This is a genomic window from Xanthomonas fragariae (genome assembly GCF_900183975.1).
Taxonomy (GTDB): Bacteria; Pseudomonadota; Gammaproteobacteria; order Xanthomonadales; family Xanthomonadaceae; genus Xanthomonas; species Xanthomonas fragariae.
Window position 1 is genome coordinate 323,250 of record NZ_LT853882.1, and the last position, 12,520, is coordinate 335,769.

At 57.9% G+C, this 12,520-nt stretch carries 12 protein-coding genes and 1 pseudogene; 5 read left to right on the forward strand and 8 right to left on the reverse strand.

Features of this window, described 5'->3' with window-relative positions; all coding sequences use genetic code 11:
* Positions 1 to 2 precede the first annotated feature (2 nt).
* Positions 3 to 456, reverse strand: a pseudogene (locus PD885_RS01445) (M4 family metallopeptidase); the annotation flags it as partial.
* 254 nt (positions 457 to 710) lie between these two features.
* Positions 711 to 1,637 (reverse strand): phosphoribosylaminoimidazolesuccinocarboxamide synthase, encoded by a 927-nt coding sequence (locus tag PD885_RS01450; RefSeq protein WP_040762623.1) that lies wholly within the window; start codon positions 1,635 to 1,637, stop codon positions 711 to 713.
* Between the two features lie 206 nt (positions 1,638 to 1,843).
* On the opposite strand from PD885_RS01450, the gene PD885_RS01455 reads away from it, so the two are divergent.
* Positions 1,844 to 2,173 (forward strand): J domain-containing protein, encoded by a 330-nt coding sequence (locus PD885_RS01455; protein WP_002808280.1) that lies wholly within the window; start codon positions 1,844 to 1,846, stop codon positions 2,171 to 2,173.
* A 138-nt stretch (positions 2,174 to 2,311) separates the two neighbouring features.
* On the opposite strand, the gene PD885_RS01460 is transcribed toward PD885_RS01455, so the two are convergent.
* The gene (locus tag PD885_RS01460) at positions 2,312 to 3,151 is read right to left on the reverse strand and encodes an outer membrane protein (protein WP_088056613.1); all 840 of its coding nucleotides are present in this window, start codon (positions 3,149 to 3,151) and stop codon (positions 2,312 to 2,314) included.
* A gap of 122 nt (positions 3,152 to 3,273) precedes the next feature.
* On the opposite strand from PD885_RS01460, the gene rpe reads away from it, so the two are divergent.
* From rpe to trpE, 4 genes are all read left to right on the forward strand, one after another.
* Positions 3,274 to 3,945: a ribulose-phosphate 3-epimerase gene (gene rpe / locus PD885_RS01465; RefSeq protein WP_002808276.1), complete on the forward strand. Its 672-nt coding sequence runs from the start codon at positions 3,274 to 3,276 to the stop codon at positions 3,943 to 3,945.
* Positions 3,942 to 4,433: a GNAT family N-acetyltransferase gene (locus PD885_RS01470; protein ID WP_002808274.1), complete on the forward strand. Its 492-nt coding sequence runs from the start codon at positions 3,942 to 3,944 to the stop codon at positions 4,431 to 4,433. Before rpe ends, PD885_RS01470 begins: the two co-directional genes overlap by 4 nt.
* A gap of 237 nt (positions 4,434 to 4,670) precedes the next feature.
* Positions 4,671 to 5,600 (forward strand): lipid kinase YegS, encoded by a 930-nt coding sequence (gene yegS, locus PD885_RS01475; RefSeq protein WP_002808273.1) that lies wholly within the window; start codon positions 4,671 to 4,673, stop codon positions 5,598 to 5,600.
* Between the two features lie 262 nt (positions 5,601 to 5,862).
* Entirely contained in the window at positions 5,863 to 7,338 is a 1,476-nt protein-coding gene (gene trpE / locus PD885_RS01480; protein WP_002808272.1) for an anthranilate synthase component I, read from the forward strand.
* 132 nt (positions 7,339 to 7,470) lie between these two features.
* Here the strand turns inward: trpE and PD885_RS01485 are convergent, their stop codons facing one another.
* The 5 genes from PD885_RS01485 to PD885_RS01505 form a co-directional block, all read right to left on the reverse strand.
* A complete protein-coding gene (locus PD885_RS01485; RefSeq protein WP_002808270.1) occupies positions 7,471 to 8,823 on the reverse strand; it encodes a glutamine synthetase family protein in 1,353 nt (450 codons plus the stop codon).
* Between the two features lie 127 nt (positions 8,824 to 8,950).
* Positions 8,951 to 9,862 carry a homoserine O-succinyltransferase gene (locus PD885_RS01490; RefSeq protein WP_040762622.1) on the reverse strand — a complete coding sequence of 304 codons (912 nt, stop codon included), beginning with the start codon at positions 9,860 to 9,862 and terminating at the stop codon, positions 8,951 to 8,953.
* Between the two features lie 88 nt (positions 9,863 to 9,950).
* Positions 9,951 to 10,664: a LysE family translocator gene (locus tag PD885_RS01495; protein WP_002808268.1), complete on the reverse strand. Its 714-nt coding sequence runs from the start codon at positions 10,662 to 10,664 to the stop codon at positions 9,951 to 9,953.
* On the reverse strand, positions 10,621 to 11,445 hold the full coding sequence (locus tag PD885_RS01500) for a gamma-glutamyl-gamma-aminobutyrate hydrolase family protein (protein ID WP_002808266.1): 825 nt from the start codon (positions 11,443 to 11,445) through the stop codon (positions 10,621 to 10,623). The genes PD885_RS01495 and PD885_RS01500 overlap by 44 nt, the downstream gene beginning before the upstream one ends.
* Positions 11,435 to 12,505: a fatty acid desaturase family protein gene (locus tag PD885_RS01505; protein WP_002808264.1), complete on the reverse strand. Its 1,071-nt coding sequence runs from the start codon at positions 12,503 to 12,505 to the stop codon at positions 11,435 to 11,437. Before PD885_RS01505 ends, PD885_RS01500 begins: the two co-directional genes overlap by 11 nt.
* Between the last annotated feature and the right edge of the window lie 15 nt (positions 12,506 to 12,520).

The following is a 12,520-nucleotide window of genomic DNA, read 5'->3' on the forward strand; positions in this document are numbered from 1 at the left end:
TAGCAGTCCGGCGAATCGCCATCCAGGCTGGGCTTGAACATGTAGCGCAATGCCAGCGTGCTGTTGCTGTTCCCGGGCACGATTTTCTCGCCGATCAGGTAATTACCCGGCTGCGCGCTGTTGTTGGCGTAGTACTCCACCATCGTGCCCCGGCTGTCGGAAGTAGCTTCGTTCAAACCGCCCGATTGGCCCGAATACACCAATTGCGCACGCCGGCTGGTCACGCCGTGGGTCATCATCGTGGCCGGCCACATCCACCGACACCAGCGGCGTGAATGTGCTGCCGTCGCCATCGCCGAAGATCATGCACAAACAGCTGTCCGACCACAACGCGTTGTTGTAGCGGCTACCGTAATGCACGCGGCTACGCGCACCGGCGCCATCGTTGGCGATGCCGCTGCGCGCATGCGTGGTGCGGAAATAGTCCCAGGTCAACGCAACGCCGTAATGCGCATTACCCGGTACGATCGCCGGACGCAGGTTGGTCTCCATGGTCTGACTCAATTGACGCATCACTCCGCGCCGTGAATGCACCACCACATCGCCGCCGAGTGGAGCGCATCGCAGTGATCGTTCCATGGCCCAGCATCATCTCGTCGCTATCGATGACGTATGGTTAATGCTGCGCAGCAGGCGGTGCATTAGGTGCGTGGCATCTGCACACGCACCATGGTCTTCAGCCTGCACAATCAGCGCGCAGGCTCCAACAATCAACCAACCGAAATATTTGCCAGCCGTTGCAGTGCCTCAGCATATTTCGCCCGCGTGCGTTCGATCACCTCGGCCGGCAAGCTCGGGCCAGGTGCGGTTTTTCCCCAGTCCAGGGTTTCCAGATAATCGCGGACGAACTGCTTGTCGTAGCTCGGCGGGCTGGTACCCAGTTCGTACTGGTCGGCCGGCCAGTAACGTGAGGAGTCCGGGGTCAGCATCTCGTCCATGATGTAGAGGCGGCCATCGGCGTCTGTGCCGAATTCGAACTTGGTATCGGCCAGCAGAATGCCGCATTCGGCCGCGTAATCGGCGGCAAAACGGTAGATACGCAACGTGGCATCGCGCACGCGCTCGGCCAGTTCGGCTCCGACGGTCTTGACCATCGCATCGAAGTCGATGTTTTCATCATGGTCGCCGACGGCGGCCTTGGTCGAAGGGGTAAAGATCGGCTCGGGAAGTTTCTGGGCCTGACGCAGGCCGTCGGGCAATTCGATGCCGCTGATCTTGCCGGTGCGCTGATAATCCTTCCAGCCACTGCCGATCAAATACCCACGTGCGATCGCCTCCACCGGGACCGGCTTGAGCTTGCGCGTAACCACTGCGCGTTTGGCGTACAACGCCGGGTCCACGCCCTCGGGCAGCACCTGATCCACCGTGATGTCGACCAAGTGGTTGGGCATCAGGTGTTCGGTCTTGTGGAACCAGAAGTTGGACACTTGGCAGAGCATCTCGCCCTTGCCGGGAATCGGGTCGGGCAGCACCACGTCGAACGCAGATAGACGGTCGGTCGCCACCATCAACAGATAGTCGCCCGGGGGCGCGTTGGCGGGCAGGCGGTCGCGAGGGATGGCGAAGACATCGCGGACCTTGCCACGGTGACGCAACGGCAGGCCGGGCAGATCGGATTGCAACAGCGTGGTCGACACAGGCACTCCTAAGGACGTCGCAATGACGCTGTCCCCGGGACCCGGCGGGCCCGCGGGTGGGCAGCGGGCCGCGTAGTGTACGGCGCTTCGGCGCGTTCCGCTGGATTGACTGGAGTCAGCCGGGCGGTCGCTGTGCGCGCCCTGGCAGCCAAGCCGAGTGTGCGTTCGGGTAAGATCGCCAACCAGCCTCCCCGCCCCGATTGCCTATGTCCTGGTACGGAAAACTGCTCGGTGCACTCGCCGGTGCCTTGCTGTTCCGCGGGGCACCGGTAGTGGGGCTGATGATCGGCCTGGCGATTGGGCACGCGGTGGACGCCGGCTGGTTCAAGCGTCGTGCGGAAAACCCGTATGAACCGCTGGGGCTGGAGCCGGACGCCACCACTGCCGAGATCGATTTGGCCTATCGCCGGTTGATGTCGCGCTACCACCCCGACAAGGTGACCAATGCCGACCCGGAAGCACGCCGTCAGGCCGAGAAAAAAGCCAGCCAGATCAACGCCGCTTACGACCGCATCCAGCGATTGCGCAAACGCTAATTGCAGGTCGCGTATCTGGTATCGGCACGAGCCCGTGCGGCGACCTGCTCCTGGATCGAAGCTGGCATCAATGCACTAATGCACTAAAACGCCCGACCAGTGATTGGTCAGGCGTCGTGGTCACGCAGACACCAAAACTCAGAAACGGTACGTCGCCGTCAGCCGCACCGCATTCGACGAAAAATCGGTATCGCTTCGACGCAGATCGGTGCCGGCCGGATTGACGCGCAGGAACGGGTTGGTCGCCGGCGCAGTGCCCGGTCCAACGCGCACGCGGGTGTCTTCGTCCTGCAGACGGGTGAACAGGTATTCCACGCCTACCGCGACGTTGTCGCTCAAGCGGCGCTGCAGGCCCAGGCCGGCCTGATAGCCGTCGGCGCTGTCGCCACCACTGCTAGTGAAGCTGTTGGCGGTGTTACTGCTGGAGAAGCTGTGGTCGAACTCGCCACGTGCCACGCCGGCGGTGAAATAGGCGAGGTAATCGCCTTGTTCGCCGAACGCATGGCCGATGCGGCCGCGCAGTGCGGCGGTGCGGTTGAGCTGGCGGGTGAAGGTGTAGAACGCCGGGGTGGTGCTGAAGGCGCTGACGCTGTCGCGTAGATCGTTGCGAGTGTATTCGGCCACCACGCCGTAGACCCAGTTGCCGGCCTGCCAGTCGTAACCCAGCCGTGCACCGTATTCGACACCGCCCTTGTCGTTGCTGCAGCCGCTGGCCGGTGTGCGTCCGGCTGCGGCGCCACCGCAGAACCCGGGCGAGAACGCATCTGCACCGGTGGCGGTACTGACCTGGTCGCCTTCGCGGCCGTCCAGATTGGTGTCGAAGCCTAAGCGGCCACCGGAGACGCCGCTGAGATCGGCGCCGCCGACATTGGCTCCGATCGAGAAACCGGACCAGTCGGCCGGGCCGGATTGCGCCCAGGCAGACGGAGTGAGGGCCAACAGAGCGAACGCGGCAGAGGCGAGCGGGGTGGTCTCCATACGGTGTCCTTGCAAAAGGCGCGGTGCGCCGGTCGAGTGCATACGCCGCTTCGACCGTTGCGGATGCACCGGCTTTGCCCGCCTGCGACAATGCGGCTTCCGTTCTTTGACGAGCTGCCCATATGCAACCGACGGCGATCGCCCCGTCCATCCTGTCCGCCGATTTTGCCCGTCTGGGCGAAGAGGTGAACAACGTTCTGAAGGCCGGCGCCGACTGGGTGCACTTCGACGTGATGGACAACCACTACGTGCCCAACCTCACCATCGGTCCGATGGTGTGCCAGGCGCTGCGCAAGCACGGCATCACCGCGCCGATCGACGTGCACCTGATGGTCGAGCCGGTGGACCGCATCGTGCCGGACTTCGCCGACGCCGGCGCCACCACGATCAGCTTCCATCCCGAAGCCAGCCGCCACGTGCACCGCACCATCCAGCTGATCAAGTCGCATGGCTGTCAGGCCGGGCTGGTGCTCAACCCGGCCACGCCGGTGGATATCCTGGAGTGGGTGCTGCCAGAGCTGGATCTGGTGCTGGTGATGTCGGTCAACCCCGGCTTCGGTGGGCAAGCCTTCATTCTCTCGGCGCTGGACAAGCTGCGTGCCATCCGCACGCAGATCGACGCGCTGGGCAAGCCGATCCGGCTGGAGATCGATGGCGGAGTCAAGGCCAACAATATTGGCGCAATTGCTGCAGCCGGTGCCGATACCTTTGTCGCCGGCTCGGCGATTTTCAATGCGCCCGACTATGCCGACGTGATCGCGCAGATGCGCGCAGCGGTGGATGCCGTGCGATGAGCCCCACCACGCTGCAGATCCGCGCTGCCACGCCCGACGATGCGCCGCTGCTGCACGCGTTAATCACCGCGCTGGCGGTGTACGAGCGCGAGCCCGATGCGGTCAAGGCCAGCCCGGAGGATCTGCGCGCCAGTTTGTTCGGCGACGGCGCCACTGCGCACGCGCTGATCTGCGAGCACCACGGCCAGGCATTGGGATTTGCGGTGTATTTCTTCAACTACTCGACCTGGCTCGGCCGCAACGGGTTGTATCTGGAAGACCTGTTTGTGCGTCCGCAAGCGCGCGGGCGGGGCGCCGGCCTGGCGTTATTGCGCCATCTCGCGCAGTTGGCCGTGCAGCGTGGCTGCGGCCGCTTCGAATGGTCGGTGCTGGACTGGAATCAACCCGCCATCGACTTCTACCAGGCCGTCGGTGCGCGCCCGATGAATGGCTGGACCATGTACCGGCTCGACGGCGAGCGGCTGGTGGCGTTTGCGGCTGGCGCTTGAGCGCAAGTGCACCGCACAACAATGCGCTACGCAAAAAGAAGGCCGCCCCAACAGGAGCGGCCTTCGAGAAAATTGGAGGCTGATCCTGCCTCCGCCCATCGTCCCTGCTATGGCCTTCCATCCTCCGTGTGATCGATGACGTGCCAATGACAGCCCGGTGGCGCTGCCCCATTCACGATCCACGCATCGGCCCGCTGCTAGCCTGCGCCCATCACCCTTACAGCATCGGCAGCGCGCATGGCCCCGCTCCACTGGCGTCTGATCCTCAACGGCAAGTCCACCGACAATCCGGACCTGCGTGAGGCGGTGGGAACGCTGCGCAAGCGCGGCATCCAGCTGGACGTGCGGGTCACCTGGGAAGACGGCGACGCCGAGCGCTATGTCGGCGAAGCGGTTGCCGATGGTGTGCACACGGTGGTCGCCGCCGGTGGCGACGGCACCCTGAGCGAAGTGGCTGCCGCGCTCGCGCATCACGATGCCGACGCTGCCACGCTGCCGTCGCTGGGCCTGGTGCCGCTGGGCACCGCCAACGACTTCGCCACTGCCGCTACTCTGCCGATCGAGCCGTTCAATGCGCTGAATCTGATCGCCGAGCGTGCCGCCCAACCGATCGATCTGCTGCGCATCGATGCCGAACACGGCCCGCACTGGTGCGCCAACGTCGCCAGCGGCGGCTTCGGCACCCAGGTCACCGTCGAAACCGATGAAGGCTTGAAGAAGATGCTCGGCGGCTTGGCTTACCTGATCACCGGCATGTCGCGTCTGGGCCGGATCGACCCGATCAGCGCCCGCTTCAGCGGCCCGGATTTCGACTGGGAAGGCGAGTTCATCGCGTTGGGCCTGGGCAACGGGCGTCAGGCCGGCGGCGGTCAGGCGCTGTGCCCGGAAGCGCTGATCGACGATGGCCTGCTCGACGTCACCATCGTGCCCGCGCTCAACGGCGAAGTCGCCGCCACGCTTGGCGCGCTGGTCACCGGCGGCAAACAGGCCGCGCTGGAACGTGTGGCCGTGCGCGCGCGCCTGCCGTGGCTGGAAATCAGCTCTCATCAGCCGCTGACCTTGAACCTGGACGGCGAACCGGAGACTTCGCTGCATTTCCGCATCGAATGCGCACCGGCGCGGTTGCGGATGCATTTGCCTGTCGATTGCCCGTTGCTTGGAGTTTGAGAATCGGGAGTTGGAAGGGCGGCGCGCAGATGTGATTGCGGTCGGTGCAACCGGCCATGCCGAGCAGCACCGTTGCCGCCTGCAGCTTCGCAATTCGAACGGCTCCGCTAGCTGCCTGCTGCCCTGGGCCAGCAGTTGCGCTACAGTAGCCCCGTGTCCCGCCTGACGACTCCACGCTCCTTCTCTTCCGCTCGCCGCTGGTGGCGATGGTGGCCCGTTGCCGTCGTCCGCCCCGCCACAGAGTCCCAGAAGGAAAGTCGTTTTGATCACTGCAGAGCAGTTCCAGCGCCAGGCCGCTGAAGGTCACACCCGTATCCCCGTTGTCCGCGAAGTGCTGTCCGATCTGGACACGCCGCTGTCGGTCTATCTGAAGCTCGCCGACGGCGCCTACACCTATCTGTTCGAATCGGTCGAAGGCGGTGAACGCTTCGGGCGCTATTCCATCATCGGCCTGCCGGCGCGGCGCGTATACAGCTTCCGCGGCCACACGCTGGACATCAGCGAGCACGGCGAAGTGCTCGAAACCCGCGAGGTCGCCGACCCGCTGGCCGAGGTCGACGCCCTGCGCGCCGAGCACTCGGTGCCGCAGCTCGATGGCTTGCCCGGCTTCACCGGCGGCCTGGTTGGCTGGTTCGGCTTCGAGTGCATCCAGTACATCGAACCGCGGCTGGGCAGCGGCGACAAACCCGACGAACTCGGCACCCCCGACATCCTGCTGATGCTCTCCGAAGAGCTGGCGGTGTTCGACAATCTCAAGGGGCGTTTGTACCTGATCGTGCATGCCGACCCGCGCCAACCGCAGGCCTACGTGCGCGCCAACCGGCGTCTGGACGAGCTGGCGCATCGCTTGCGTCAGGGTGGCGCAGGTTATCCGCAGGCGCAGATTTCCGACGCGATCGACGAAGCGGATTTCCACTCCTCATTCACCCGCGAGGAATATCACGCGGTGGTGCGCAAGGCGCAGGAATACGTGCGCGCTGGCGACATCTTCCAGGTGGTACCGTCGCAGCGGTTACGCGTACCTTTCCGTGCGCGCTCGGTGGACGTGTATCGCGCCTTGCGGGCGCTCAATCCATCGCCGTACATGTATTTTCTCGATGTCGGTGGCACGCAGGTCGTCGGCTCATCGCCGGAAATTCTGGCGCGTTTGCGCGATGGCGTGGTGACCGTGCGGCCGATTGCCGGCACCCGTCCGCGCGGTGCCACGGCCGAGCAGGACAAGGCGCTGGAAGCCGAGCTTCTGGCTGATCCGAAGGAACGCGCCGAGCACGTGATGCTGATCGATCTGGGTCGCAACGATGTCGGCCGCGTCGCCGAACCTAGCACAGTGACAGTCGGCGAGCAATTCGTGATCGAACGCTATAGCCATGTCATGCACATCGTCAGCGAAGTCACCGGCACGCTCAAAGCGGGCCTGAATTACAGCGATGTGCTACGCGCCACCTTTCCGGCCGGCACCGTCAGCGGCGCGCCGAAGATTCGCGCGCTGGAGATCATCCGCGAGCTGGAGCCGGTCAAGCGCAACGTGTATTCGGGCGCGGTTGGCTACATCGGCTGGCACGGCGATGCCGATACGGCGATTGCCATCCGCACCGCGGTCATCCAGGACGGCTATCTCTACGTGCAGGCCGGCGGCGGTGTGGTCTACGACTCCGACCCCGACCTGGAGTGGCAGGAGACGATGAACAAAGGCCGCGCGCTGTTCCGCGCGGTTGCCCAGGCAGCCAAGGGGCTGTGATGGACGGGCAGGGCGGCGCGCTGCTGGCCAAGGGCGTTATGCCGGGGCGCGCAGTTCGCAGGCATCTGCGCACCCCAGCTAGAAAACGTCGCTGGATCGCACGCATTTCCACATCTCCCAGCAAACCGCAACTCAACCTCTTTCGAATCCTCTGAGCAATTCCCAATCCGTAACGCGCCTATCGTATTCGGCTTGTTCCCATTGCGCGGCGTGTATGTAGTGGTTGACGACCTCATCGCCTAGCACCTCGTGCAGCCATTTCGATTGCGAACTGATGTCGATGGCAGCTCTCAGCGTTTTCGGAATCTCCGGTAATCCTTTACCGTGATAAGCGTCGCCCGCAAATGGTTCTGGCAACGACAGTTTCTCGTCGATGCCTGCCAGACCTGCCGCAATCAGGCCCGCGAAGGCGAGGTAAGGATTCATATCCGCACCGCCTATACGGCACTCTACGCGGACAGCGTCTGAACCTTGGCCACAAACGCGGAAGCCAGTCGTCCGATTTTCATGCCCCCAAGCGACCTTGGTCGGCGCGAATGTACCGATCTGGAATCTCTTGTAGGAGTTAATGTATGGCGCGAGTAGAAGAGTAATATCTCCTGCGTATTTGAGCATTCCGCTTAAATAGCGCTGCATTACATCGGACATGCCGTGGGAAGCCGCCTGATCGTAAAAAAGGGATCGGCCTTCCAGCGACCAGAGCGACGAATGAACATGGCTGGACGACCCAGCAAGCTCATCATCCCATTTCGCCATGTAAGTGATCGCTTTGCCGTGCTGAGCAGCGATTTCCTTACTTCCATGTTTGATAATCGTATGATGATCTGCCATCAGCAAAGGATCCGCATAGCGAACATTAATTTCTGCTTGACCAGGGCCTCCTTCGCCCTTGGTGCATTCAATTGCGATCCCCGCACCGTAAAGTCCGTTTCTGATCGGGCGCATCACATGCTCCTGACGCGTCGTCGACAGGATATGGTAATCCTGATTGTAATTCCCCAGTGTCTCCATTCCATGGTATTTTTTTTTCCATATCGCATCATAAGAATCGTCGAACAAATAGAACTCGAGCTCTGAGGCGAAGCTGGCGCGCATACCTCGATCGGATAACCGCTGCAACTGCTTTTTCAGAATCTGCCTTGGAGAATGACCCACCGGCATGCCGTTATCGTCGTAGACATCGCAAATCACCAGCGCGGTTGCGTTCAGCCATGGAAGCAGCCTCAAGGTGGAGAGGTCAGGCTTGAGTACGAAGTCACCATAACCCCCGGTCCAGCTGGCGCTCGCGTAGCCTGGTACAGGTACCATGTCCATGTCGTCAGCCAACAGATAATTACAAGCATGATTTTTTTCATAGCCATGACGGATAAAAAAATCGGCATGACAGCGCTTTCCCATGAGGCGGCCCTGCATATCCACCATGCACACCATTACGGTGTCGATTACACCGGAAGCAACCGCTACTTCAAGTTCATCTTGTTTCATAGATTAGATTTCTCACCATTTAGATTGACGATAGTCATCCGCTTAAATTTATTCGTGGAAATCGAAATATCTAGTGCTGATGAATTAGAGAAATTCACGCTTTGCGCTAGATGAGCGGAATTTTCATTCATGGAAAAATTTTAGGCCCAACGTGGCTTTTAAACATCTGCGTGAGCCAGTTTCCGAACAGCAGATGAGCGTGACTGTGCCATTGATTTTTTGGCTGGATATCTTCACGATCATCGGGGAAATAATTTTTTGGAAAATTAATTTCTCTTCCCATTTTTAGGTCGCGAAAGTATTCGTCTGCCAGAGTGTGCGATTCGTATTCAATATGATTAAAGAAATGAAGCGCGTGATGTTTGGGGTCGCTAAGTAAACACAGGCCAGTGTCCGGCGAGTCAATCAGAACGGAGACGCCGCTATCGACCGGGATATCGGCCTGCCGCATTTCTGTCCAGCGCGACACTGGGATATAGAAATCGTCGGATAATCCACTCAAATATGGAGATTCTCCCTTTAGAATATAATGCCGAAAAACACCAAAAGCTTTCTCATCTAAAGTGTACTTTGGCATCCCGTGAAAATAATACATAGCCGCTTGTGCCCCCCAGCAGATGTTTAAGCAGCTTCGGACATTGGTCTGTGTCCAACGTAAAATTTTTGTCAGTTCTTCCCAATAGTCAACGCGTTCAAACGGAATCTTTTCGACAGGGGCGCCGGTAATAATGAATCCGTCGAACATCTGTTCCTTTATATCTACCCAGCTCTCATAAAACGACACCAAGTGTGCGATTGGAGTATTTTTTGGTGCATGGCTCGAAGTTCTTATAAGTATCAATTCGACATGGAAAGGTGTAGCACCCAGTAGACGTGCTATTTGAGTTTCAGTACTTGTCTTGTTAGGCATGAGATTTAATAAGCCTACCCGGAGCGCACGCTGATGCGGATCGACAAGTATTTCTTCGTCTATTAGTGTGAGTCCTTCTGTCTCCAATATATGACGAGAAGGCAAACCCTTTGGCATTTTTATAGGCATGCACTTTTAGCCTCAGCTAAGTATCCTTCGATTTCTTATGAAGAGACTGCAAGTCCGTTTGGTTAAAAATCAAAGAATTTCAAGAAAATTAAATGATTGCCAGGAAAGCTGCGACAATCGCATAAATAAAACCCGTAAAAAGATTTATTTTATATTCATTATCGAAAATGGAACGTGCCTTTTGTGCGAGTAGCATATATCCACCGTAGATAAAAAAAGAGATGACCATTCCTGCCAGACTCAATGTAATCGCCTGCTGGACGTAAGAGAATCGAGGACTGATAAAGCTGGGATAGGTGAGTAGGGTCGCGAGCCATCCCTTTGGGTTAGTCAGTGCAACAAGTAATGTATCGGCAAAGATTTTCCAAGGGCCGGAATCCATTACTTGTACGCCGCGCTGCCCCGGCTTGTAGAAAAACGCTACGAGCGCAAGGTACGTGAGATAGATCGCACCGATCCAGCGCAGGTAGTTAAGGATTAAAGGACATTCTTGAATTACTAAACCGATACCCGAAAACGCAACGGCTGCGTGAATCGCGGTAGCCAACCCAAAGCCGAACGAGCAAGGCGCTATTATCTTGATTCCATGCTTGAGCGCTTGAGCTATGGCAAACGCTACGTTCGGCCCTGGCACGGCAACTGCACACGTAAACGCAATAGCGAACAATACCGTTAACTTTATATCCATAAATTTGAAAATATGTGACTGGGTATTCGCTTGAATTAATAAAAAAATCTCTTGGACATCTGCGCTGCAGCTATCTTGGCGATGACATCGCGGCCAAATATACTTGGCAGGCATTGCCGAATAACCGGAATATCCTCTGGCTGGTAACGTCGTTTGCCGCATGCCATTCTGGGTGCCACTGCAAACCGAGCTGAAAAACCGATGTCTGGTAGGAAATGGCTTCGATTACGCCATCCTCAGCGACAGCCTCGACTTGAACTCCGGGTACCGTCTGAGTTACACCTTGATTGTGAAGTGAATTTACCCGGAGTTGATCCTGCTCGACAATGGACGCCAATAGTCCATCTGGCACGATCCGAATCGCATGTGCCGGAAGATATTGCTGATCGCGAGGTAGATTGGCGGGTTCTCTATGCACCAAGCTTGACCCCGCTACTGACAGATCGGTATTCAGAACTCCACCCCTGTGAACAGTCATTTCCTGCAGACCTCGACAAATGCCGAGGATCGGCATGGCCAGCTCTATTGCCACCGACAGCGCGACACACGATAGACGATCTCTCGGCCGGTCTCGCTCATTTTGAATGACGTCGTCTTCGGCCTGGTCCCAACCGCGTTGATGTTCGTCAAAGATGTTCGGGTCGAGATTTGACTCGTCGCCAGTCAAAACCAGACCGTCAAGACGTCGTACTAGGCCACGGACCTTTTTAATGGTGGCATCCCGAGACAGATTTCCGTCGATTGTCGGAAGAATGACACATTCGACGGCTGCATAGGTGTCGAGCGCTTCGATATAGCGTCGTCGCAGCCAATCCCGATGAACCCCATCGTCAAGATGGCGATTTGATGTGACGCCTACAACGGGACGAATGAAATAATTGGGATCAGGCGTCATTATCAATGTACCCCGGTTCGGTAAGGTGCATGTTGCGTTCATATAGTCGACGGTTTCGGTCGAGCAACTGGGAAATCACGCTGGGCTGCCCCGCGGAACCACGTACAAAAAGACCTCCCCAGGAATCTGCGATCTCAGCATAGCCAGGGTCTCGCATTCGAATCTTTTGCGCGCGTTTCAACATCCAGAACGGAACGCCCGGCGATAGATGATGCTCCAGATGGTACTCATCGGAATTAACACCGAACAACACACGTTCAATTAGGTTGCCTTTTCGATTGCGCGTTAGGTAAACATTTTTTTCTTGGACTTCACACATCGGCGAGTGTTCAGCGAGCTCAGTGAACCACCCCAATATTTGGAACGTAGTAAGGTAAGGAATCAACCAGAACAAGACCAGAAGATGTAGTGAATCGGCAATAACGAATCCTGCAATAACTAATATCCAGAACGATATAAAACCATAGGAATCAATAATGTAGCCCCATTTATCGACGCTTTTCTCATTTTTTTCTAAAACAAGGAAACGGTTGTGCCATAGGTAGTCTAAATAGCGAAGCGTCGCACCGCCAAAAATCGCCTTCCAGACGATCAGGAACTTGTACTCTTGCGGTTCGCGGACTGTATAAACTCCAGACTTTATGAAGAACTTCAGGTCGGGATCTCTATCCGGATCACCTAGATGAGGATGATGCAGATGTACATGAGAAACACGATAAGCCCAGTGCCGTTGGAAGATAGGATAAGCGGCAAATGTGGTACCGAGGAAATTGTTCCACCATTTATTTTTTGCAAGTATTCGATGAGCCGCATCATGCGAGATGGTCGTTAGCCCACGCTGGTGCGCGCCAATGATAAGCACTGCTATCGGGTAAAGCCACCAGTCGAGCTGAATCGTTACAGCCGTACAGAAAAAAATGACTATATAATCTTTTAGGACATACAAAGCTCCAGTTATGTTGTCCGGACGCAATCCAGCCAGCTCGCGCATGATATCGCGAGAAAATTGGAATGTAGCGAATCGCTTGTTTCTAAGCTTCCACGTCTGAGACGTTTCCATAAAAAGATTTCCTGT